The sequence below is a fragment of the Ruegeria sp. BE1 genome (assembly GCF_056538885.1).
Genome location: NZ_JBQFTY010000001.1, coordinates 585,870 through 608,088, shown reverse-complemented (window position 1 = coordinate 608,088; position 22,219 = coordinate 585,870). Strand labels below are relative to the sequence as shown.

The 22,219-nt window shown below is 60.3% G+C and carries 23 protein-coding genes; 7 read left to right on the top strand and 16 right to left on the bottom strand.

Annotated elements, in window-relative coordinates; genetic code table 11:
* Position 1 precedes the first annotated feature (1 nt).
* The 11 genes from ACR0J5_RS03015 to ACR0J5_RS02965 form a co-directional block, all read right to left on the bottom strand.
* Complete coding sequence (locus ACR0J5_RS03015) at positions 2-178, bottom strand: hypothetical protein (protein WP_480650368.1); 177 nt, start codon at positions 176-178, stop codon at positions 2-4.
* Between the two features lie 3 nt (positions 179-181).
* Positions 182-784, bottom strand: a complete 603-nt coding sequence (locus ACR0J5_RS03010; protein ID WP_480650367.1) for an NADH-quinone oxidoreductase subunit C — start codon at positions 782-784, stop codon at positions 182-184.
* 12 nt (positions 785-796) lie between these two features.
* Positions 797-1,330: a NuoB/complex I 20 kDa subunit family protein gene (locus tag ACR0J5_RS03005; RefSeq protein ID WP_170494185.1), complete on the bottom strand. Its 534-nt coding sequence runs from the start codon at positions 1,328-1,330 to the stop codon at positions 797-799.
* Positions 1,321-1,686, bottom strand: coding sequence for an NADH-quinone oxidoreductase subunit A (locus ACR0J5_RS03000; RefSeq protein WP_050602775.1), 366 nt, complete (start codon positions 1,684-1,686; stop codon positions 1,321-1,323). The genes ACR0J5_RS03005 and ACR0J5_RS03000 overlap by 10 nt, the downstream gene beginning before the upstream one ends.
* Positions 1,687-1,870: 184 nt before the next feature.
* A complete protein-coding gene (locus ACR0J5_RS02995; protein WP_480650366.1) occupies positions 1,871-2,659 on the bottom strand; it encodes a crotonase/enoyl-CoA hydratase family protein in 789 nt (262 codons plus the stop codon).
* A 3-nt stretch (positions 2,660-2,662) separates the two neighbouring features.
* A complete protein-coding gene (locus ACR0J5_RS02990; protein ID WP_480650365.1) occupies positions 2,663-3,517 on the bottom strand; it encodes a hydroxymethylglutaryl-CoA lyase in 855 nt (284 codons plus the stop codon).
* A gap of 78 nt (positions 3,518-3,595) precedes the next feature.
* Positions 3,596-5,524 carry an acetyl/propionyl/methylcrotonyl-CoA carboxylase subunit alpha gene (locus ACR0J5_RS02985; RefSeq protein ID WP_480650364.1) on the bottom strand — a complete coding sequence of 643 codons (1,929 nt, stop codon included), beginning with the start codon at positions 5,522-5,524 and terminating at the stop codon, positions 3,596-3,598.
* Between the two features lie 3 nt (positions 5,525-5,527).
* Complete coding sequence (locus tag ACR0J5_RS02980; RefSeq protein ID WP_480650363.1) at positions 5,528-5,953, bottom strand: ASCH domain-containing protein; 426 nt, start codon at positions 5,951-5,953, stop codon at positions 5,528-5,530.
* Entirely contained in the window at positions 5,953-7,557 is a 1,605-nt protein-coding gene (locus ACR0J5_RS02975; protein ID WP_480650362.1) for a carboxyl transferase domain-containing protein, read from the bottom strand. Before ACR0J5_RS02975 ends, ACR0J5_RS02980 begins: the two co-directional genes overlap by 1 nt.
* 106 nt (positions 7,558-7,663) lie before the next feature.
* A complete protein-coding gene (locus ACR0J5_RS02970; RefSeq protein ID WP_480650361.1) occupies positions 7,664-8,089 on the bottom strand; it encodes a hypothetical protein in 426 nt (141 codons plus the stop codon).
* Positions 8,079-9,611 carry an AMP-binding protein gene (locus ACR0J5_RS02965; protein ID WP_480650360.1) on the bottom strand — a complete coding sequence of 511 codons (1,533 nt, stop codon included), beginning with the start codon at positions 9,609-9,611 and terminating at the stop codon, positions 8,079-8,081. The genes ACR0J5_RS02970 and ACR0J5_RS02965 overlap by 11 nt, the downstream gene beginning before the upstream one ends.
* Positions 9,612-9,746: 135 nt before the next feature.
* Between ACR0J5_RS02965 and ACR0J5_RS02960 the strand changes: the two genes are divergently transcribed.
* Positions 9,747-10,352, top strand: a complete 606-nt coding sequence (locus ACR0J5_RS02960) for an OmpW/AlkL family protein (RefSeq protein WP_480650359.1) — start codon at positions 9,747-9,749, stop codon at positions 10,350-10,352.
* 53 nt (positions 10,353-10,405) lie between these two features.
* Here ACR0J5_RS02960 and ACR0J5_RS02955 read toward each other — a convergent pair whose 3' ends face one another.
* From ACR0J5_RS02955 to ACR0J5_RS02945, 3 genes are all read right to left on the bottom strand, one after another.
* A complete protein-coding gene (locus ACR0J5_RS02955) occupies positions 10,406-11,569 on the bottom strand; it encodes an isovaleryl-CoA dehydrogenase (RefSeq protein WP_480650358.1) in 1,164 nt (387 codons plus the stop codon).
* A 161-nt stretch (positions 11,570-11,730) separates the two neighbouring features.
* A complete protein-coding gene (locus ACR0J5_RS02950) occupies positions 11,731-12,921 on the bottom strand; it encodes a DegT/DnrJ/EryC1/StrS family aminotransferase (RefSeq protein ID WP_480650357.1) in 1,191 nt (396 codons plus the stop codon).
* A gap of 39 nt (positions 12,922-12,960) precedes the next feature.
* Positions 12,961-13,632, bottom strand: coding sequence for an HAD-IA family hydrolase (locus ACR0J5_RS02945; RefSeq protein ID WP_480650356.1), 672 nt, complete (start codon positions 13,630-13,632; stop codon positions 12,961-12,963).
* A gap of 134 nt (positions 13,633-13,766) precedes the next feature.
* Between ACR0J5_RS02945 and glmU the strand changes: the two genes are divergently transcribed.
* The 4 genes from glmU to ACR0J5_RS02925 are packed head-to-tail and all read left to right on the top strand — an operon-like array spanning position 13,767 to position 18,178.
* A complete protein-coding gene (glmU, locus tag ACR0J5_RS02940; protein ID WP_480650355.1) occupies positions 13,767-15,119 on the top strand; it encodes a bifunctional UDP-N-acetylglucosamine diphosphorylase/glucosamine-1-phosphate N-acetyltransferase GlmU in 1,353 nt (450 codons plus the stop codon).
* A 3-nt stretch (positions 15,120-15,122) separates the two neighbouring features.
* Positions 15,123-16,943 carry a glutamine--fructose-6-phosphate transaminase (isomerizing) gene (gene glmS / locus ACR0J5_RS02935; RefSeq protein ID WP_480650354.1) on the top strand — a complete coding sequence of 607 codons (1,821 nt, stop codon included), beginning with the start codon at positions 15,123-15,125 and terminating at the stop codon, positions 16,941-16,943.
* Between the two features lie 3 nt (positions 16,944-16,946).
* Entirely contained in the window at positions 16,947-17,489 is a 543-nt protein-coding gene (locus ACR0J5_RS02930) for a pyridoxamine 5'-phosphate oxidase family protein (RefSeq protein ID WP_480650353.1), read from the top strand.
* A complete protein-coding gene (locus ACR0J5_RS02925) occupies positions 17,489-18,178 on the top strand; it encodes a DNA alkylation repair protein (protein WP_480650352.1) in 690 nt (229 codons plus the stop codon). Before ACR0J5_RS02930 ends, ACR0J5_RS02925 begins: the two co-directional genes overlap by 1 nt.
* Here the strand turns inward: ACR0J5_RS02925 and ACR0J5_RS02920 are convergent.
* Positions 18,166-18,582, bottom strand: coding sequence for a hypothetical protein (locus ACR0J5_RS02920; protein ID WP_480650351.1), 417 nt, complete (start codon positions 18,580-18,582; stop codon positions 18,166-18,168). The genes ACR0J5_RS02925 and ACR0J5_RS02920 overlap by 13 nt on opposite strands.
* Before the next feature lie 90 nt (positions 18,583-18,672).
* Between ACR0J5_RS02920 and moaA the strand changes: the two genes are divergently transcribed.
* Positions 18,673-19,680 (top strand): GTP 3',8-cyclase MoaA, encoded by a 1,008-nt coding sequence (moaA, locus tag ACR0J5_RS02915; RefSeq protein WP_480650350.1) that lies wholly within the window; start codon positions 18,673-18,675, stop codon positions 19,678-19,680.
* Between the two features lies 1 nt (position 19,681).
* Positions 19,682-21,004 (top strand): 3-deoxy-D-manno-octulosonic acid transferase, encoded by a 1,323-nt coding sequence (locus ACR0J5_RS02910; protein WP_480650349.1) that lies wholly within the window; start codon positions 19,682-19,684, stop codon positions 21,002-21,004.
* 47 nt (positions 21,005-21,051) lie between these two features.
* Here ACR0J5_RS02910 and ACR0J5_RS02905 read toward each other — a convergent pair whose 3' ends face one another.
* On the bottom strand, positions 21,052-22,215 hold the full coding sequence (locus ACR0J5_RS02905) for a M20 aminoacylase family protein (protein WP_480650348.1): 1,164 nt from the start codon (positions 22,213-22,215) through the stop codon (positions 21,052-21,054).
* Between the last annotated feature and the right edge of the window lie 4 nt (positions 22,216-22,219).

Sequence of the window (22,219 nt, the reverse complement as noted above, 5' to 3'; positions counted from 1 at the left end):
GTCAGCGGCGCTCCATCTCTTGCAGCTTCATCGCCATCATCCACAGCAGGACGATCACAACCGGAGAAATCACGCAGGCAAAGGCCCAGTTCTTGTTGATCCCGAAATGAGGCAGCAGTTTCAGCATCGGAACAACCGTTGCCACAACCAGAGCGATCCAGATCAGGAACTCAAACATGACTTAGGTCTCCTGTTTCTCATCCCCGGGCAGAATGTAATTCGCGCCCTCCCACGGGGACATGAAATCAAACTGCCGGTATTCCTGTACAAGGCTGACCGGCTCGTACACGACGCGTTTTTCCGCCTCGTCATAGCGGACCTCGGTATAGCCCGTGGTCGGGAAGTCCTTGCGCAGCGGATAGCCACGAAAACCATAGTCGGTCAGGATACGCCGCAGGTCAGGGTGGCCCGAAAACAGAATGCCGAACATGTCGAACACCTCACGCTCGAACCAGTTGGCCGAGGGGTGAACGTCAACGATCGAGGGCACCATATCCTCTTCGCGGATCGAAACCCGCAGGCGAATGCGCTGGTTCTGGTACATCGATAGGAAGTGATAGACCACGTCGAACCGCTTGGGCCGTTCGGGGTAATCCACGCCTGTGATGTCGACCAGTGTCGAGAATTTGCAATTCTGGTCAGACCGCAGGAATTCAACGAATTCCACAATGCTGGACGGCGCCACATCCACGTTCAGCTCACCATGGGTCACATCCCAGGACAGAACGCAATCGGCCCGCTTCAATTCCAGCTGGGCGCCAAGTTCCTTGAGTGCTTCGCTCATCTGCCCTCTCCCTCAGCGCACAATGGTGCCGGTACGGCGGATTTTGCGTTGCAGCTGCATGAGGCCATACAGCAACGCCTCAGCGGTCGGAGGGCAGCCGGGGACATAGATATCCACCGGCACAATCCGGTCACATCCACGCACGACTGAATAGGAATAATGATAATACCCGCCCCCATTCGCACAGGATCCCATTGAGACCACATAGCGCGGCTCGGGCATCTGGTCGTAAACCTTGCGCAGCGCCGGGGCCATCTTGTTGGTCAGCGTCCCGGCCACGATCATCACATCCGACTGCCGCGGGGACGCACGCGGGGCGATGCCAAACCGTTCCGCATCATAGCGCGGCATCGAAGTGTGCATCATCTCAACCGCGCAGCAGGCCAGACCAAATGTCATCCAGTGCAGCGACCCGGTGCGCGCCCAGTTGATGATGTCCTCGGTCGAGGTCAGCAGGAACCCTTTGTCCTGCAACTCGGCGTTCAGGGCCTGGGTGGCGACTTCCTTGTCGACGCCAGCGGTGTTTGCTCCCGTCATCACTCCCATTCCAGGGCCCCCTTCTTCCACTCATAGGCAAAGCCGATGGTCAGAACGCCCAGAAACACCATCATGGACCAGAACCCGACATCGCTGATGTCCTTGAAGCCGACAGCCCAGGGAAACAGAAATGCGATTTCAAGATCGAAGATGATGAAGAGAATCGAGACCAGATAGAATCGGACATCGAATTTCATCCGCGCATCGTCAAAGGCGTTGAAGCCACATTCATATGCGCTGACTTTTTCGGGGTCGGGGTTACGAACGGCCAGTACGACGGCGGCCAGAATCAAAACGATTCCGAGGCCGACAGCAACTGCCAGAAACACCAGAATCGGGAGGTACTCCCGCAACAGGTCTTCCACGTAGAGCTCCTTTCCTGCGCGTCCTCAGGGGATGCGCCGTCAATTGGCGTGATGACGTCACTTCCTCTATCCTTGTGGGGGCAGAGGGTCAACTGACCAGAACCGCGCAGGGCGCTAATATTCTGGTGACCTGCGGTTAAATGACGACTTGCACACCAACTGACAGAACCAAGTAAGGAAACAGTTAATCTTGACTGTTCCACATAGGTTTACGCCGTTCAAAGAATGCGGCGATGCCTTCCTGCGCCTCGTCGGTTTCCCATCGCTCAACCAGTGACCGGATCGTGTGATCGATGGTCTGATCGTCAATCTTGGGACCCAACTCACGAACAAGTCGCTTGGCTATGGCAACTGCCCCGGGCGCACAGGCCAGATAGGGTGCAATTTCCTCCTCGACCGCCTGCGCAAGATCATCTGCGGAAACCGTTCTGGCCAGCAGGCCCAAATCGACCGCCTCGGCCGCATCGAACACGCGCGCAGACAGGAACACACGCCGCGCGCGCGCTTCACCCATGCGGGCGATGACATAGGGCCCGATGGTCGCGGGAATCAGCCCCAGCCGGGTTTCGGTCAACCCCATAGACAGGCTCTCGACTCCAACGGCGACATCACAGACCGAAGCCAGACCGACGCCGCCGCCAAAAGCATTGCCCTGCAGCGCGCCAATCAGTGGCTTGGGCAACGTGTTTAGCGCTTGCAGCATTTCCGCCAGCTTACGCGCCTCGATAAACCGCGTCTCAGAGTCGGCCGCCATCTGATCCTGCATCCAACCCAGATCGCCTCCGGCGCAAAAGCTCTTACCTGCGCCGGTCAAAACAACCACCCGAACCGATGCGTCCGTACCCAGCTGCCCGGCCGCTTGCGTCAACTCGGAGATCATCCGTGCGGACATGGCATTATGCTTTTCCGGGCGATTCAGTGTCAGCGTCGCAACACCCCGCCCGTCCTGGGTAACTGAAATCGTTTCGAACATTGACTACTCCGCTCTCATGGCGCGGGCCATCTGTGCGGCCTCTTCAACGACGGCCAAATCAATCCCCGTCTCATATCCCAACCGTTCAAGATGCGAGACGACGGATTCGGTCGCGACATTGCCCGACGCACCAGGCGCATAGGGGCATCCCCCCAACCCTCCAACGGCAGAATCGAATGTGCGCACGCCCAACGCCAGCGCGGCATCAATATTGTCGATAGCCCGCCCGTTTGTGTCATGGAAATGACCGGCCAACCGCGTGACTGGCACCCTCTCTCGCACTGCAAGCAGCATATGCGCGACCGTGTCAGGCGTGCCCTTCCCAATCGTGTCCCCCAACGAAATCTCGTAACACCCCAGCGCGAACAGCTTGTCGGCAAGCTCGGCCACTTTTTCGGGCGGCGTGGGGCCATCGTAAGGGCAATCAGTGACGCAGGACACGTATCCGCGAACCGGAAGGTCGATATGGCGGGCCGCTTCCAGAATGGGGGTAAACCGTTCGATGGATTCGGCGACAGACGCATTGATATTGGCTTGCGAAAACCCCTCGGACGCCGACGCAAACACTGCAATCTCATCTGCCTTCGCCGCCAGCGCGTCATTATAGCCGCGCATATTCGGCGTCAGCGCACCATAGCGTACGCCCTCTGCCCGCGTAATCCCGGCCAGCACCTCGGCACTGCCTGCCATCTGCGGCACCCATTTCGGAGACACGAAACTGGCGACCTCAATCCGGTTGAACCCGGCCTTGCTGAGACAATCGATCAGGGCCACTTTCTCGGCCACAGGGATCTCGCGCTGCTCGTTTTGCAGGCCATCGCGCGGACCCACCTCGAAAATCTCAACCCGCTCTTTCATCTGCGCTTCCCTCCCAGCTTCTTCTCGTTCCAAATACGGATAACCCGACTGTGCCACGCAATGCGACGTCGGGACAGTTCAATCCTCTTGCAACCGAACCAAAGCTGCTCCGGCCTCAACCTGTGCGCCATCTTCGGCCAGCACCTCGGCCACCACACCATCCCGGGCAGCAAGCAGCGAATGCTCCATCTTCATGGCCTCAAGAATGGCAAGCCTGTCGCCCTCTTTCACCGCCTGTCCGACCGAGGCGAACACCGTCTTCACCAAACCGGGCATAGGCGCTTCGATCACATTGGTATCGCCGGCGGCACTGGTGTCGCGGTCCAGCGGGTCAACGATGTCAAAGCTGCAACCGTATCCGTCAAAAACAGTCACCCGCATGCCCGCCAGCGACACGCGCGGCATGGGGGCCCCACCAATGGTCCAAACCTGCCCGCTGCGCTGCGCCACAACTGTTTGCTCGCCCAGTTGCCAGACTTGCCGGTTCGGGCCTTCGACCTGCACGTCCAGATCGATCAGCTCATCCCCCCTTAGCTGAACGGCGCGGTGCAGCGGCGCCCATAGCGAGAACCCTGTTTCCTCCGCAGGCTCAACCAAATCCAGCGCGGTCATGGCAGCGGCCACGCACAGTTCTGCCGTTACCGGGTTGTCCTGCGTCAGTTCCTCAAGATCCCGCCCAATCAACCCGGTATCCACGTCTCCGGCGGCAAATCCCTTGTGACGGGTCAGCGCGCCCAAAAAGGTCAGATTGGTGGCCGTACCCGCCACTTCGGTCTGACGCAGGGCTCGGTGCAATTGTTCCAGCGCCACAGCGCGCGTTGGACCGTGTACGATGACCTTTGCAATCATCGGATCATACCACGGGCTGATCGTATCACCCGCACGTACGCCACTGTCGGCACGACAGGCACGCGGAAACTGTAAATGGGTCAGAGTCCCCGTTGCCGGCAAAAACCCCTTGGGTACATCCTCGGCATAAAGCCGCGCCTCAAAGGCGTGGCCGTCAATCGCCAGCTCTCCCTGTGACTTCGGCAGTGCCTCACCCGAAGCGACCCGCAATTGCCACTCAACCAGATCAATCCCTGTAATCGCCTCGGTCACCGGATGTTCGACCTGCAAGCGGGTGTTCATCTCCATGAACCAGAACCGGTCAGGCCGCAGCCCGTCCGAGGCATCGACGATGAACTCAACCGTGCCCGCACCCTTGTAGCCAATGGCCTCAGCCGCGCGCACCCCTGCCTGCCCCATCGCCTGCCGCATTTCGGCGGTCATGCCGGGGGCCGGGGCCTCTTCGATCACCTTCTGATGCCGCCGCTGCAACGAACAGTCCCGTTCGAACAGATGCACGGCATGGGTGCCGTCACCAAAGACCTGAACTTCGATATGGCGCGGCTTGGCAACGAATTTCTCAACCAATACCGCATCATTGCCGAAGGCCGTCCGCGCCTCGCCCCGCGCGCTGTCCAGCGCCTGCAGGAAATCTTCGGGCCGCTCGACAAGCCGCATCCCCTTGCCGCCGCCGCCCGCAACCGCCTTGATCAGCACCGGATAGCCAATAGCCTCGGCAGCACCGGCCAGATGCTCGGCGTCCTGATTGTCGCCGTGATAGCCTGGCACGACCGGCACACCCGCCTGTTCCATCAGCACCTTGGCCGCGTCCTTGAGGCCCATCTTGCGGATCGCATCCGCGGATGGACCGATGAACGTCAGCCCTGCCGCCTCAACCGCATCCACGAAATCCGGGTTCTCGGACAGGAAGCCATAGCCGGGATGTATCGCCTGCGCGCCAGTGTCCAAGGCGGCCTGAATGATCACGTCGCCTTTCAGATAGCTTTCAGCCGGAGCCGCGCCGCCGATATGCACAGCCTCATCGGCCATCTGCATATGTTTGGACGAGGCATCAGCATCGGAATAAACCGCAACGCAGGACACCCCCATTTTCTGAGCGGTTTCGATCACACGGCAGGCGATCTCGCCCCGGTTGGCAATCAGGATTTTGTTGAACATGGCCTACCCCTCAACAGCCAGATCTTCGACAAGACGAAACCGCTCGCAAAGCAGTTCCATCTTGGGATCGAACCCGCCATTTCGCTCGAAATACCGGCGGTGATCCGCGCGCCATCCCTCAAGCGTTTCATTCTCACCCTCAGCCAACGCGAAATCCTCGGTCACGTCGCAATATCGACAAATCGAGACCTTGACTGTTTCGATGACTAAAGCCGGTCGGCCATCCCATTCCAGAGCGATATCGCGCCGCCCTACAACCGGAGTGTCCGCGCTGCCTTCGGGATAATCGCGCAACGCACCGCAGGTTGCGGTTTTCTTACCTGTACGCACCAGGGCCAAAAGTTTTGCACTCAAGGCCGCGCCGTCACCAAATTTGAAGGTTTGCGCGCCAGGGTATTGGGCCAAGACATCTTTTAAGGTCATACGCATCACATCCTGAACACGCCGAAACGTGTCTCCTCAATCGGGGCGTTCAACGCAGCGCTCAGCGACAATGCCAGCACATCGCGGGACTTGCGCGGGTCGATGATGCCGTCATCCCACAGCCGTGCCGAGGCATAAAGCGGGTGCGATTGTTCCTCGAACATCTCCAGTGTCGGGCGCTTGAACTCGGCCTCTTCCTCGGCAGACCACGTGCCCCCTTGCCGCTCGATCCCGTCACGCTTGACGGTGGCCAACACTCCCGCCGCCTGTTCCCCGCCCATCACCGAAATCCGCGAGTTCGGCCATGTCCACAGGAAACGCGGCTGATAGGCCCGCCCGGCCATGCCATAGTTCCCCGCACCAAACGAGCCTCCGACCAGCATTGTGATCTTGGGCACCGAGGTTGTCGCTACCGCCGTCACCATCTTGGCCCCATGCCGCGCGATGCCTTCGTTTTCGTATTTCCGACCGACCATGAACCCGGTGATATTCTGCAGGAACACCAGAGGGATGCGGCGCTGCGAACACAGCTCCACAAAATGCGCGCCCTTTTGCGCGGCCTCGGAAAACAGCACGCCGTTATTCGCAATGATCCCCACCGGGCAACCTTTGACATGGGCGAACCCGGTCACCAGTGTCTCACCGAACCGAGGCTTGAACTCATCGAACCGAGAGACATCGACCAGCCGCGCAATCACCTCGCGAATGTCATAGGGCGTGCGCAGATCGGCGGGGACCACACCGAGGATTTCCTCGGGGTCATAGGCCGGGTCCTCGGGGCTGGCCCAATCCACACTCTGCGGTGTGCGCAGGTTCAGCGATCCCACCGCCCGCCGCGCGAGCGCGAGCGCATGGGCGTCATCCTCGGCCAGATAATCCGCGACACCGGACAGGCGCGTATGCACATCACCTCCGCCCAAATCCTCGGCGCTGACGACCTCACCCGTCGCGGCCTTGACCAAAGGCGGCCCGGCCAGAAAGATCGTGCCCTGTTCCTTGACGATGATCGTCACATCCGACATCGCGGGCACATAGGCCCCGCCAGCCGTGCATGACCCCATGACCACAGCGATCTGAGCAATCCCCTTGGCACTCATCCGCGCTTGGTTATAGAAGATGCGGCCAAAGTGGTCGCGGTCGGGGAACACCTCATCCTGATTGGGCAGGTTCGCGCCGCCGCTATCCACCAGATAGATGCAGGGCAGATGGTTCTCCTCAGCAATCTCCTGCGCGCGGAGGTGTTTTTTGACGGTTATCGGGTAGTACGTACCGCCCTTCACGGTGGCATCGTTGCAGACCACCATGACCTCACGCCCCTGTACCCGGCCAATCCCCGCGATCACACCGGCACAAGGTGCGGCGTCGCCATACATCCCATGCGCCGCCGTCGCGCCGATCTCAAGAAACGGAGATCCCGGGTCCAGCAGGTTCGCCACCCTGCGCCGGGGGAGCATCTTGCCCCGAGATTCATGCCGCGCGCGGGATTTCTCACCGCCGCCCATGCGGGCGGCCTCGGCAGCTGTTGAGATTTGCGCGAGGGCGTCGAGGTGGGCCGCGCGGTTTGCCTTGAAGCCCTCAGAGGCGGGCATGGCTTTGGATGTGAGTTTCATTGATCCTCCTGAGGTGCAGCGGGCACAAAGGTCCTAGATATCAGGCTACTTCTAAGTTTCTCGCCGAAGGACAAGAGATGAACGGCGACCTGATCAGCGAAAGCTCTCATTCGATGGCCTCTACTTTAAGCAATTTGCACGTCATCGCGGCTGCTGGGTAAGCGAACAGGATAATCAACAATAAGAAGCCGAGGAAATTCGGTTCAACGCCTCCTCTCGCTTCGTGAAAATAGCTGGTTGCGCCAAACTGTGAGAAAAAAACCGCGCCAACACCACCACCGAACACAAACATGAAAACGCTTAGAGTTAGAACAAAGTTGTAACGGCGCCCTCTCTCAAACTGCAAAATAGTGTTACATGATGGGCATGCCGCCCCTTCCTTTTTGCCCAAGCGTTTGCTTCGGCGGAGAGCTTTGAACAACATATTCTGTGAAATTTTGGCAGCGCATACGGGACACTTGGTCATGTAAGGATGCCGAATAGCTTGCCAGATCAGCCAATTCAGACGGTTTGGAAAAGTATCAGCAGCCACTTTCAACCTCCCTCGTCGCCCGCACCTTCAATTCCTTCCGAATAACCTTCCCTGTCACCGTCATCGGCAATTCCTCCAAAAACGCCACCTCACGTGGATAGGAATACTGCGCCAGACGTTCCTTGACCCAGTCCTGCAACTCCGCGCCAGACGCCTCAGCCCCCGGTTTTAACACCACATAGGCCTTCACGATCTCGGTTCGCAGAGGGTCAGGCTTCCCGACCACGCCCACCGTTGCCACCGCCGGGTGGGTCAGCAGGCAGTCCTCAATCTCTGCAGGGCCAATCCGATATCCGGCGGACGTAATCACGTCGTCATCGCGCCCCACGAAGCGCAGATAGTCATCCTCCCACACGCCGCGGTCGCCGGTGATCAGCCAGTCACCGCGAAACTTCTGCGCGGTCTCTTCGGGCCGGTTCCAGTATTCCAGCAGCATCGAGGCCGAGCCGCGCCGGATGGCAACGTCGCCCTCTTCACTGGTCGGGTTCCCCGTCTCGTCGATCACCGCCACGTCATGCCCCGGCACCGGTTTGCCGATACAGCCGGGGCGCACCGGGAAATCCTGCGCGCAAGAGGACACGACCATGTTGCATTCGGTCTGCCCGTAGAATTCGTTGATCGTCAGATCGAACGCCTTTTGCCCCCAGGCCAGCATCTCGGCCCCCAGCGGCTCACCGCCCGAGGCGACCGAGCGCAGGCCGGGGATGCTCTGATCCGCCGCTTTCAGCATCCGCAGCGCGGTGGGCGGAAAGAATACGTTGCGCACGCCGCCGCGCGCGATCACATCGGCGCAGGCCTCGGGGGCGAACTTCTCAAGCCGCGCAGCCACCACGGGAATGCCCAGCGCGAGGCCCGGCATCAACACATCGAACAGCCCCCCAATCCAGGCCCAGTCGGCGGGGGTCCACAGACAGTCACCGTCGCGCAGGTGGTTGTGGCTGATCGAAACGCCCGGCAGGTGGCCTGTCAGGACGCGGTGCCCGTGCAAGGCCCCCTTGGGACTGCCCGTGGTGCCGGAGGTATAGATCAACACCGCCGGGTCCTCAGGGCCGGTATCTGCGCAGGGCAACGGATCATCCGAGGGCGCGATCTGATCAACCCGCAATGAACGCGCCAGATCGCCCAGCAGCGCCTCTCCCTCGGCATCCGTCAGAACCACCTGCGCCCCGGCATCGCCCACCCGAGAGGCCAGCGCGTCATGTTTGAACAGCTTGAACAGCGGCACCGAGATCGCACCCAGTTTCCAGATCGCCAGATGAGCTGCCGCACACCACGGGGACTGGCTGAGCAATACACCGACCCGATCGCCCGCGCGGACCTGTGGCTGCAGCCTCCGCGCGATACCATCGGTCATCCGCTTGAGCTGGGCATACGTCACATCTTCTCGGGCATCCCCGGTTAGATCGATGATAGCGACCCGTTCAGCGGACTGAGCGAGGCATTGCTGGGCCATGTTGAGACGATCAGGAATGTCCCAGACCCCAGGTTTTTGCATATCCGCCATGCTTTTTGCGGGGCTCATGCGCTAACCCCCGATTTCTTTGTTGTTTTCCGAACACACCGGACCACGGGCAATAACGAAAACTTGATACAGATCAGAGTTCGCAACACTTGGCTGGGTCAAAAGCGTGTCATCAACAAATTCAAGGGCTGTAAAATGACCAAAAAACTCGCCGCTTTGACACTTTCCACCGCGCTTGTTGCGCTGGCTTCTCCTGTTCTCGCTCAGAACCAAGGTGACTGGACCGTAGGTATCGGTGCCGGCTATCTGGACCCCAAATCCAACAACGGCACTCTGGCCGGGCTTGATGCCGAGGTCGATTCCGACGTCAGCGCCATCTTCACCGTCGAGTACTTTGTGCGCGACAATCTGGGCATCGAACTGCTGGCCGCAACGCCGTTCAGCCACGAAGTCACACTGGGTGGCAACATCGACGCAGGCAGCCTCAAGCACCTGCCGCCCACCCTGTCGCTGAATTACCACTTCGACACAGGCAGCGCATGGACGCCCTATGTCGGTGCCGGTATCAACTACACCATCTTCTTCGATGAAAACTCGGCTCTGGGTGACCTCGAACTGGACAATTCGGTCGGTCTCGCCCTGCAGGCTGGCCTGGATTACGCCGTGACCGAGAAAGGCTCTGTGCGTCTGAACGTGCGCTGGTTTGACATCGACTCGGACGTGTCGCTGAACGGTGCCGATATCGGCGAAGCCGAGATCGATCCCTGGCTGGTCGGCGTAACCTACGTCCATCGTTTCTGATACCTTCCAAAGAACGCCCTGCACTTCCCTCGGGTGCGGGGCGTTTTTTTTCATCACAGCATTTCGCTCATTAATTCCCGTCCAACCAGCATCCGGCGAATTTCGCTGGTGCCTGCACCAATCTCCATCAGCTTGGCGTCGCGGAAAATGCGGCTGACCGGGGAATCTGCCAGAAAGCCCGCCCCGCCCATCGCCTGCACGGCCTGATGCGCCTGCACCATTGCCTGTTCGGACGCATATAGACAGCAGGCCGCCGCGTCCTGACGGGTGACATCGCCCCGATCACATGCCTTGGCGACCTCATAGACATAGGCCCGGGCGGAATTCATCGCAGTATACATGTCCGCAATCTTGCCCTGCATCAGTTGAAAGCTGCCGATGGGTTGGCCGAACTGTTTGCGCTCGGCCAGATAGGGCATGATTTCATCCAGACAGGCAGCCATTATGCCCGTACCAATCCCGGCCAGCACGACCCGTTCATAATCCAGACCGGACATAAGGACCGCGACGCCCCGCCCCTCTTCGCCCAGAACGTTTTCGAACGGCACCTCGACATCTTCGAAAATCAGCTCGGCGGTGTTCGATCCGCGCATCCCCAACTTGTCGAAATGGGGGGAGGTCGAGAAACCGGTCATCTCTTTCTCAATCAGAAAGGCTGTGATCCCTTTCGACCCCGCATCCGGGTCGGTCTTGGCATAGACAACCAACGTATCCGCATCCGGCCCATTGGTGATCCAGTATTTGTTGCCGTTCAGACGGTAGTGATCGTTGCGCTTTTCCGCCCGCAGCTTCATCGACACCACGTCGGAGCCGGCGGACGCCTCGGACATCGCCAGCGCGCCCACATGTTCACCCGAGATCAGACGGGGCAGGTATTTCGCCTTTTGCTCATCGGTGCCGTTCAGCTTGATCTGATTGACACATAGATTCGAATGCGCGCCGTACGACAGCGAAACCGAGGCCGAGGCCCGCGCCACCTCCTCAATTGCGACGGTATGAGCAAGGTAGGACATGCCCGCGCCGCCATATTCCTCGGACACCGTGATCCCCAACAGGCCCAGATCGCCCATCTCTTGCCACAGCTCATTGGGAAAAGCGTTTGACTTGTCGACCTCGGCCGCCATCGGCTTGACCCGATCCTGCGCCCAGCGATGCACCATGTCCCGCAGGGCATTCACCTCATCCCCCAGATCGAATTGCATTGTGGCCATGAACATCTGCGGGCTCCTCCTCCACGGTTAATGAACAAGTGTTCAATAAACAGATAACAGCGAATCCTGCCCCGGTCAACGATGGCGGATGTGCGAACGCAAACGCCGCCCCAAGGGGCGGCGTTTCAAAACAGATAGAGCGTGCGCTGCAAGCGCACTCCGCTGGATTACGATTGATAGACCGTGCCGACCTCGGCGCGGATGATCCGCGCGATCACCCGGCAATCTTCCAGCGACAAGGTCAGCGGCACACGCATATCCATGATGCCTGCCAAAATTCTGTCACTGACCGGCAAGGGTTCGCTATCCGCATAGCGCCAACTGTCATAACGCGATGTGAACCCGGTGGGCTCGGCCCCGCCGAACCACTTGATCTCAACCCCGCGGGCCGCACAGCGCCGGATCACCTCAGCAATGCGTTCGGGCGTCCAATCGAGCAACAGGAACTGGATGGACGAGCCGACATAGCTCTCTTCCGGCGGGCGCTCGACCGAGGTCAGGCCCGGAGTTCCGCGCAGCCCGGCGGCAATCTCATCGTAACGCTCGTTCCACCGCTGCACCTGCCGATCCAGATCGCGCAGCTGCGGGCGCAGAATCGCCGCACGCAGATTGTCCATACGGCCTGACACATTCGGAGTGGTGTATTTGATCCGCTCGAACACCTCGGGGCCCGGCGCGGCCAGATGACGTTCATAGAGCATGTAGGAGCCAGAGAGCATCGTCGCCTTTGCGGCCAGCTCTTCGTCGTCGGAGACCAGCAGACCACCCTCGCCCGAGTTCACATGCTTATAGGTCTGACAGGAATAGCACCCTATCGCCCCCTGCCGCCCCGAAAGCTGCCCGCGCCACGCGGCCCCCATCGTATGGGCGCAATCCTCGATCACCGTGACGCCCGCCGCATCACAAATCCGCATCAGCCGATCCATGTCGCACAGATGCCCGCGCATGTGGCTCAGCATCAGCACCCGCGCCTGATCCAGCTTGGCCGCAAGGTCGTCGAGATCGATTGTCAGCGCCTCAGTTACACCTACGAACACCGGCTTTGCCCCGACCGAGGCAATGGCCCCCGGCACCGGCGCCAGCGTGAAGGCATTTGTCAGAACCGGCTCACCCGGCTGCACTCCGACCGCCCGCAAGGCCGTTGCCAAAGCGTAACCGCCAGACGACACAGCAAGGCAATACTTCGCCCCCGTTTGCGCAGCAAATTCCTGTTCCAGCAAAGCGGTCTCGCCCAGCTCTCCGGGCGCTACGTTATAGCGGTGCAGGCGGCCATGGCGCAGAACGGCCAGCGCGGCCTCGATGGCCTCGTCGGGGATGGGTTCCTGCTGGGTGAAACTGCCATTGAATATCTCGGTCATAGGTTTGTTCTGATGCGCCATTGGGTTTCGGTCAAGGGCCTACGCCGCCGCACCGATCAGCCCTTCGACCACGGAAGGCAGATCGTCAAAGTGATGCAGCAGGGCTTCGGGCTCCAGCGCCGCCATGTCGTCGCCTGACGGGCCAAACGTGACCAGAACCGAGGGCACACCAGCAGCGCGCGCCGTATTGCGGTCGGTATCTGAATCGCCGATCAACACACACAGGTCCGGGTGCCCCCCTGCCCGCCGCGCCGCCTCGCGCAGCGGTTCGGGATCGGGTTTGCGCACCGGCAGTGTGTCTGCCCCAACCAGCGAGGCAAACTGGTCCCGCACTCCCATCCGGGTCAACAACTGATGGGCCAGCGCCTCGGGCTTGTTGGTGCAGATCCCCACGCCATAGCCTGCCGATTTCAAAAGCGCGACCGCCTCAAGTGCGCCGGGGTAAAACTGCGTATGGGTGTCGATCGCCTGCGCATAAGCGGTCAGAAGCGTCGGGTAATAGGCGTGAACCGTGTCTTCGTCATAGGCCCCGACCCGTTTCAGCCCATGGGTCAGCATCATCCGCCCGCCGCGCAGGGCAATACCCGCATCCTGCCCGTGGACCAGCACATCGCCATGACCCATTTCACGAAAACAGTGATTGGCGGCCGCAAGCAAATCGCCCGACGTATCCGCCAAAGTTCCGTCCAGATCGAAGATCACGGTGCGCATTGTGCCTCCTTGCTCGGCAGGTTCCCGCCATAAGATGTTGCAAACGGCAATCTAGTTTGATGAGCTAACCGCTTGCGCCTTTGCCATCAGCGGATAAAACGGGCCGCAACAAAACACAAAGAGAAATCGTTTTCATGAGTACTGCTCTTGTCATCCTGGCCGCTGGTAAAGGCACCAGAATGAATTCGGATATTCCAAAAGTACTGCATCCCATCGCTCAGGCTCCGATGCTGGTCCACGCGATGCGCGCCGGGGCTGTTCTGTCGCCCGAACGCACCGTGATCGTCACCGGCCACGGGTCCGAGGCCGTCGCAAAGGTCGCCAAGGCCGAGGATGAAACTGCGCAGATCGCCGTTCAGGAAGAACAGCTGGGCACCGCCCATGCGGTTGCCCAGGCCCGTGCCGCGCTGGACGGGTTCGACGGCGACGTCGTGGTCCTGTATGGCGACACGCCGTTCCTGCAGCCCGACACGCTTGAGCGTATGATTGAGGCGCGCGCGCAAAACGATCTGGTCATTCTGGGGTTTGAGGCCGCAGACCCCGCCCGCTATGGCCGACTGGTCATGGATGGCGACCGGCTGGAGAGGATCGTCGAATTCAAGGACGCATCAGAAGAAGAACGCGCCATATCCCTTTGTAACTCTGGTCTTTTGGCCTGTGACGCACAGACGCTGTTCTCTTTGATCGACGCGGTGGGCAACGAAAACGCCGCCGGAGAGTATTACTTACCCGATGTCGTCGAAATCGCCCGCAGCCGTGATCTGAACGTGACCGCAGTGGCCTGTGACGAGGCGCAGACGCTGGGCGTCAATTCCCGCGCAGATCTGGCCGCAGCAGATGCCGTCTTTCAAACCCGCGCCCGGACTGAGTTGTTGGAGCTTGGGGTGACCCTGATGGCCCCGGAAACGGTCTATCTGGCGGCGGACACGATTATCGGACGCGACACGGTCATTGAACCGAATGTGGTCTTTGGCCCCGGCGTCACGGTCGAAAGCGGCGCGACGATCCGGGCGTTTTCGCATCTGGAGGGCTGCCATGTCAGCCGCGGTGCCGTGGTCGGCCCCTATGCCCGTCTGCGCCCCGGCGCGGAACTGGCCGAAAACACCCGCATCGGCAATTTCGTCGAGATCAAGAACGCCGAGATCGCCGAAGGCGCCAAGGTCAATCACCTCAGCTATATCGGCGATGCCTCGGTCGGGGCTGCGTCGAATATCGGCGCAGGGACGATCACCTGTAACTATGACGGCGTGATGAAGCATCAGACGACCATTGGTGAGAACGTGTTCATCGGCTCGAACACAATGCTGGTGGCCCCTGTGACCGTCGGCAATGGCGCAATGACGGCGACCGGTACGGTTGTGACCCGTGATGTTGAGCCCGACGCGTTGGCCGTTGCCCGCGCCAAGCAGGACAACAAACCCGGTTATGCAAGCAAGTTGTTTGAGATGTTGAAGGCGAAGAAAGCTCGTCGCGATAAAGGAAGCTAAGACATGTGTGGTATCGTAGGTGTTCTGGGGCAGCACGAAGCCGCGCCCACGCTGGTCGAGGCGCTGAAACGGCTTGAATATCGCGGCTATGACAGCGCGGGTATCGCGACGGTCAACAATGGCGCGCTGGGGCGTCGCCGTGCGGTGGGCAAGCTGGTCAACCTGAGCGACCTTTTGGTGCATGATCCGCTGCCCGGGAAATCCGGCATTGGTCACACCCGTTGGGCCACACATGGCGTGCCTTCTGTGACCAATGCGCATCCGCATAAGGCCGGACCGGTTGCCGTGGTTCACAACGGTATCATCGAAAACTACCGCGAGCTTCGGGCCGAACTGGCCGGATATGGCGTGGATTTCGTGACCGAGACCGACACGGAAACCGTGGCGCTGATGGCCGAGCACTATCTGAAATCCGGGCTACCGCCTGTCGAAGCTGCCTTCGAGACCATCAACCGTCTGAACGGGGCCTTTGCGCTGGCCTTTCTGTTCGATGGTGAGGACGATCTGATCGTGGCCGCCCGCCGGGGCTCTCCGCTGGCCATTGGGCACGGCGATGGTGAGATGTTCATAGGCTCGGATGCGATTGCCCTGGCCCCGCTGACCGACCGCATCACCTATCTTGAGGAAGGCGACCGCGCGGTCGTGACCCGAACCTCGCTGGAAATCCGCAACGAGGCCGGTGAACTGGCCAATCGCGAGACCCGGCAGATCAAGCTGGATCAGGCGCGGGCGGACAAAGGCGGCTATAAGCATTTCATGGCCAAGGAAATTGCCGAGCAGCCCGTGGTAATCGCCGAAGCCATCCGATCCTACCTGCCCACCGGCGGGGATGATGTCGTCTTGCCCGGCGATCTGGATTTCACCAAGCTGGACCGGCTGACGATGGTGGCCTGTGGCACGGCCTTCTATGCCTGCCTGACGGCAAAATACTGGTTCGAGCAGCTGGCCCAGATGCCCGTCGAAGTCGATATCGCCAGCGAATTCCGCTATCGCGAACCTCCCATTACCGGGCGCACAGCGGCCTTGTTCGTCAGCCAATCCGGCGAAACAGCCGACACACTGGCGGCCCTGCGCTATTGCGAGGGCAAGGCCGACAAGATCGTGTCGGTGGTCAACGTCCCCGAAAGCTCGATCGCGCGGGAAAGCGATATTGCCCTGCCCATTCATGCGGGGGTTGAGATCGGGGTGGCCTCGACCAAGGCGTTCACTTGCCAACTGAGCGTGCTGCTGATGCTGGCTCTCAAGGCCGCCGCAGACCGGGGCACGCTAAGCGACGAAGAACTGGCCGATCACGCCGCCGCCCTGCGTGGATTGCCCACCGTTCTGAATACCGCTCTGGATCAGAACCGATCGATCAAGAAATCCGCACAACGCCTGTCGGAGGCGCGCGACGTTCTGTTTTTGGGACGTGGCCTGATGTATCCTCTGGCCATGGAAGGCGCGCTGAAACTTAAGGAAATCAGCTATATACACGCCGAAGGTTATGCGTCGGGCGAGCTAAAGCACGGCCCTATCGCCCTGATCGACAAACACATGCCGGTGGTGGTCATGGCCCCCAGCGATACGGTTTTCGACAAGACGGTCTCGAACATGCAAGAGGTGATGGCGCGCAAGGGCAAGGTCATTCTGGTATCCGATGATGACGGCATCGCGCAGGCCGAAGACGGCGTCTGGAACACGATCCGCATGCCCTATGTACACCCCAGCCTTGTCCCGATCCTCTATTCGATCCCGGCGCAGTTGCTGGCCTATCATACAGCCGTCGCCAAGGGCACGGATGTGGATCAGCCCCGCAATCTGGCAAAATCTGTAACCGTGGAGTGAAACATGGCCAAGCAGTTCCCATCACTGGATGACGCACAGCGCAAGTTCATCGAAGATCAGCACATGTTCTTTGTCGGCACAGCGGCGGCAGAGGGGCGGGTCAATATCTCGCCCAAGGGTATGGATTCCCTGCGGGTGCTGGGCCCGAACCGGATCGTGTGGATGAACATCACCGGCAGCGGCAATGAAACCGCGGGGCACCTGCTTGAGGTCAACCGCATGACATTGATGTGGTGTTCCTTCACCACGCGCCCGCTGATTCTGCGCACCTATGGGACCGCGCAAACCCTGCATGCGGGCGACGAAGGCTGGGACGCACTGGCCAAGCTGTTCCCGGACCACCGCAGCGCGCGGCAAATCTATGATCTGGATATTGATCTGGTTCAGACATCCTGCGGTTATGCGGTGCCCTTCATGGACTACCGGGCCGAGCGTGACACGATGCAGAAATGGGTGGATGGCAAAACGGATGACGACATCCGCGCCTATTGGGTGGAAAAGAACCAACAGACGATCGACGGCAAGCCGACCGGTGTTCCAAGCTGATGGTGCCTGAAACCTATCTGAATCAGATCAAGGCCCATGCAGATACCGAGCGCGGCGCGCAGATGGCCGCCTATCACAAGGTCGACCGCCCCTATCTGGGCGTTGGGAACCCCATCCTGAACGACCTGAGCAAAAGCTGGCGTCAGGATCTGGATGTGCCCTCGCGGGTCGAACTGGCAGATGCTCTTTGGCAAACCAACATCCACGAAGCCCGCATTGCCGCTGCAAAGTTGCTGACACAGGCCCGCATTCGCCCGGATGACGCGGTTTGGGATCTGTTGCAAAGCTGGCTGCCGGATTTTGACGCCTGGGCCGTGGCCGACCACGCCTGCATGGCAATGCAGAAACGCCTGTCAGCCGATCCTGCGCGGCTGGATCAGGTCGAACGCTGGACGGCGTCAGATCACATGTGGACACGGCGCGCGGCGCTGGTTGCGACTTTGCCGTGGACCAAACAAAACCATCCCAAACCTGACGATCTGGCGCGCAGGGATCGCATTCTGGGATGGGCTGCGGATTACGTCCATGATCGCGATTGGTTCATCCAGAAAGCAATCGCCTGGTGGCTGCGCGAGCTGTCAAAGCACGACGCAGACCGCGTCATCGCCTTTCTGTCCCGGCACGGCGCGGACATGAAACCCTTTGCCCGCCGCGAAGCGGGAAAATACCTCAAAGATCAGTTAGAATAGACCTCAAGCTCGACCAGTTCATCGAACGGCAGCAGCAAGGCCCGCATCGCATCCAGTGACAAGCGGCTGCCGCCACCTTCGGGGCCCGGGACGGGCACCAGAGTAATGTAGGCCTGCGCCCCGGTTCTGGGCACGACGACGCGCCCCGTGAATTCAGTTTCAACCAGTGGTGTCTGCAGCCACCGACCGGGTGTGCTCGGATCGCCCAAACCAGCGATTGTTTTCTTTGCCCCGACCCAGCTTTCGCGCGTTGCAACAGCAGGCTCTGGTTCGACAACCTCTTCGGTCGCGACCTCCTCAGCCTCGGGCGGAGTCTTATCGGTTTTCAAAACACGATCGGTGGTGGACCTAACGGTTTCACACCCGGCGAGCAGAACGATCAAGGCAACTAGCGCATATTTCATACCAACAGCCTATCGCCCTGTGCGCATCTGTACCAGCGCAAAGGAAACTTCGCCCTTGTCCAAGCCATGTCCCGGCTTTACCTATAACGCATGACTGCTCCGCTTATCGACCCGTTCGCACGTGCCATCACCTATCTCCGCGTCTCCGTTACGGACCGCTGCGATTTCCGCTGTGTGTATTGCATGTCAGAGGATATGAAGTTCCTCCCTAAAAAAGACCTGCTAACCTTGGAAGAGCTGGACCGCATGTGCTCGACCTTCGTGAAGATGGGCGTGGAAAAGCTGCGGATCACTGGTGGTGAGCCGCTGGTGCGCCGCAGTATCATGACGTTTTTCAACAGCATGACCCGCCATCTGGACAGCGGCGCGCTGAAAGAACTGACGCTGACCACCAATGGCTCACAGCTGCATCGTTTTGCTGATGATCTGTATGCGGCCGGGGTGCGGCGGGTAAATGTCTCGCTGGATACGCTGGATGAGGACAAGTTCGCCAAGGTCACCCGCTGGGGTCGGCTGAAACAGGTGTTGAATGGGATCGATGCTGCACAAAAGGCCGGTCTTAGGATCAAGATCAACGCGGTGGCCCTGAAAGGCTTTAACGAACCCGAACTGCCCCGCATCACCGAATGGTGTGCCGAGCGTGACATGGACCTGACCTGGATCGAGGTCATGCCCATGGGCGATATCGGCAACGAGGATCGGCTTGATCAGTACTGGTCGCTGAAAGACGTGCGCAAGGAATACGAGAACCACTATACGGTGTCCGATCTGGCCGAGCGGACCGGCGGGCCTGCCCGCTATGTACGGCTTGAGGAGACGGGCCAAAAGATCGGCTTTATCACGCCACTGTCCCATAATTTCTGCGAAAGTTGCAACCGCGTACGCCTGACCTGCACCGGTGAGCTGTATATGTGCCTCGGGCAAGAGGACATGGCTGATCTGCGCGGTGCCCTGCGCGACCACCCCGACACCGAACAACCGCTTGAGGATGCGATCCGCGCTGCGATCAATCTCAAACCCAAAGGGCACGATTTCGACTATTCCCGTCAGGCGGTCGACGGCCAGATGAGCCGCCACATGAGCCACACAGGCGGCTGATATGGCCGCCCCTTCTGGCCGACCGACGCTGCTCTACCATCTGTATTGCGGTCTGACCGCTGTTGCGGGCCCTCTGGTCTGGCGCGCGGTTCGCAAAAAGCTGCAGGCCGCGGATGTCCCCAGTGTTCGCCAAAAAGAACGGCTGGGCCATGCCAGCCTGCCCCGCCCCGATGGACGCATTATCTGGTTCCACGCCGCCAGCGTGGGCGAAACCCTGTCGGTCATCAGCCTGATCAAGCGGCTGGGTGAACGGCTGCCCGATGCCTCGTTTCTGATCACTTCGGGCACACCCACCTCTGCGGCGCTGATCGAAAAACGCATGCCACCGCGTGCCCGCCATCAATACCCGCCGCTTGACATGCCCGGCCCGGTGCGGCGCTTTCTGGATCACTGGCAGCCGGATGCGGGGATCTTTGTCGAAAGCGAAATCTGGCCGCGCCTGATTATTGAAAGCGCGAGGCGCGGGATACCCTTGGCCCTGCTCAACGCCCGACTGTCGGATAAATCCGTCGCAGGCTGGAAAAAACGCTCCGACACGGCCCGCTTCATTCTGGACCACTTTCGCCTGTTCCTGACCCAGAACGACAAAACCGCCAAAAACCTGATCGACATGGGCGCACAGCCCGCGCGCGTTCAACCCGGCACGAACCTGAAGTCTATGTCCGACCCTCTGCCGGTGGACCAGTCCACCCTGTCCGACATCCACGCCCAGATTGGCGACCGCCCCATCTGGATCGCCAGTTCCACACATGCGGGCGAAGAGGAAACGGTTCTGGCCGCCCATGCGGACCTGCTCAAACGCTGGCCGAACCTGCTGCTATTGCTGATCCCCCGCCACCCCGAACGCCGCGCTGACGTAGCACGGCTGATCCAGACCGCCGGGCAAACGACAGCGTTCAGGTCCGCAAACGACCCAATCACCAAAGACACCCAAATCTACGTGGCCGACACGCTGGGCGAGACCGGCACATGGTACGCGCTCTGCCCCATCGTGTTCCTCGGCGGCTCCCTAAAAGAGATCGGAGGCCACAACCCCTTTGAAACCGCCCAGGCCGGAGCAGCCGTGATCACCGGGCCGGGCTATTTCAACTTTGCTGAGACCTTCGCGCCTCTCATCAAGGCAGGCGGTGCAATCCAAGTACAATCCGCCGCAGACCTTACCCAAGCCGTGTCAGACTGGCTCTCCGACCCAAACGCCCTGAACACGGCACAACAAGCCGCCAAATCCTGCGTCAACACCCAACAATCGGCCCTCGACGCCGTGGTGGAAACCCTATGCGCCCAGCTCGACCTGACGCGCCAGGATCCCTCTTCATCTGGCTAAAAATATCCCGGGGGTGTGGGGGCAGAGCCCCCACCCGGCGCGTCCGTTCAAGCCGCAGGCATCCTCTGTTCAACAATCTCAGCCCACCAACTGCACCCGGCGGGAATGGCCTCATCGTTGAAATTATACTCGGGATGGTGCACCGCAGCAGTATCGCCATTGCCAACCAGAATATAGGCCCCCGGCCGCTCCTCCAGCATAAAGGCGAAATCCTCGCCGCCCATGATCAACGGCGCCTCGTCGCAATTGCCCGACACCGAGCGTGCAACCTCTGCCGCGAAATCGGTTTGCGCATCACTGTTTACCATCACCGGATAGCCCCGGTAATAGGTTACGTCCGCCGCCCCCCCAAAGGTCGCGGCAACGCCCGCGCAAATCTCTTTGATACGTACCTCAGCCAGATCGCGCATCTCGCGGCTCATCGTGCGCACCGTCCCTTTCAACTGCACCTTCTGCGGGATCACGTTGAACGCCGTGGACGAGGTTTCGAACGACGTCACAGACACCACCACCTGATCCACCGGGTCCGCATTGCGCGCAGCGATCGTTTGCAGGGCCAGAACTGCCTGAGCAGCCATCACGGTCGTATCAACGGTTTCATGGGGCTTGGCCGCGTGTCCGCCCTTGCCCTCAAACGCAATGTCGAACTGATCGGTGGCGGCAAAGAACGCGCCGGGGCGAATGGCAAAGCTGCCCACCGGACGACCGGGCCAGTTGTGCATGCCATAAACCTCCTGAATGCCCCAGCGGTCCATCATACCGTCTTCGCACATCTCACGACCGCCGCCGCCGCCCTCTTCGGCAGGCTGGAAAATCACTACAACGGTGCCGTCAAAGTTCCGGGTTTCCGACAGGTATTTCGCCGCCCCAAGCAGCATCGCCGTATGACCGTCATGACCGCAGGCATGCATGGCCCCATCGGTCTTGGATGCATAGTCCAGACCCGTCGCCTCATGGATGGGCAGCGCATCCATGTCTGCCCGCAGACCGATCACCTTGCCGCCGGTATCAACCTTGCCCTTGATCACCCCCACAACGCCCGTGCGACCAATGCCGGTAACGACCTCGTCACAGCCAAACTCTTTCAGCTTATCGGCGACTAGGGCACTGGTGCGGTGGGTCTCAAACAGGATTTCAGGGTTTTCGTGAATGTCACGACGCCATTCGGTGATTTCACTCTGCAACTCGGCAAAACGGTTTTTGATTGGCATAGGT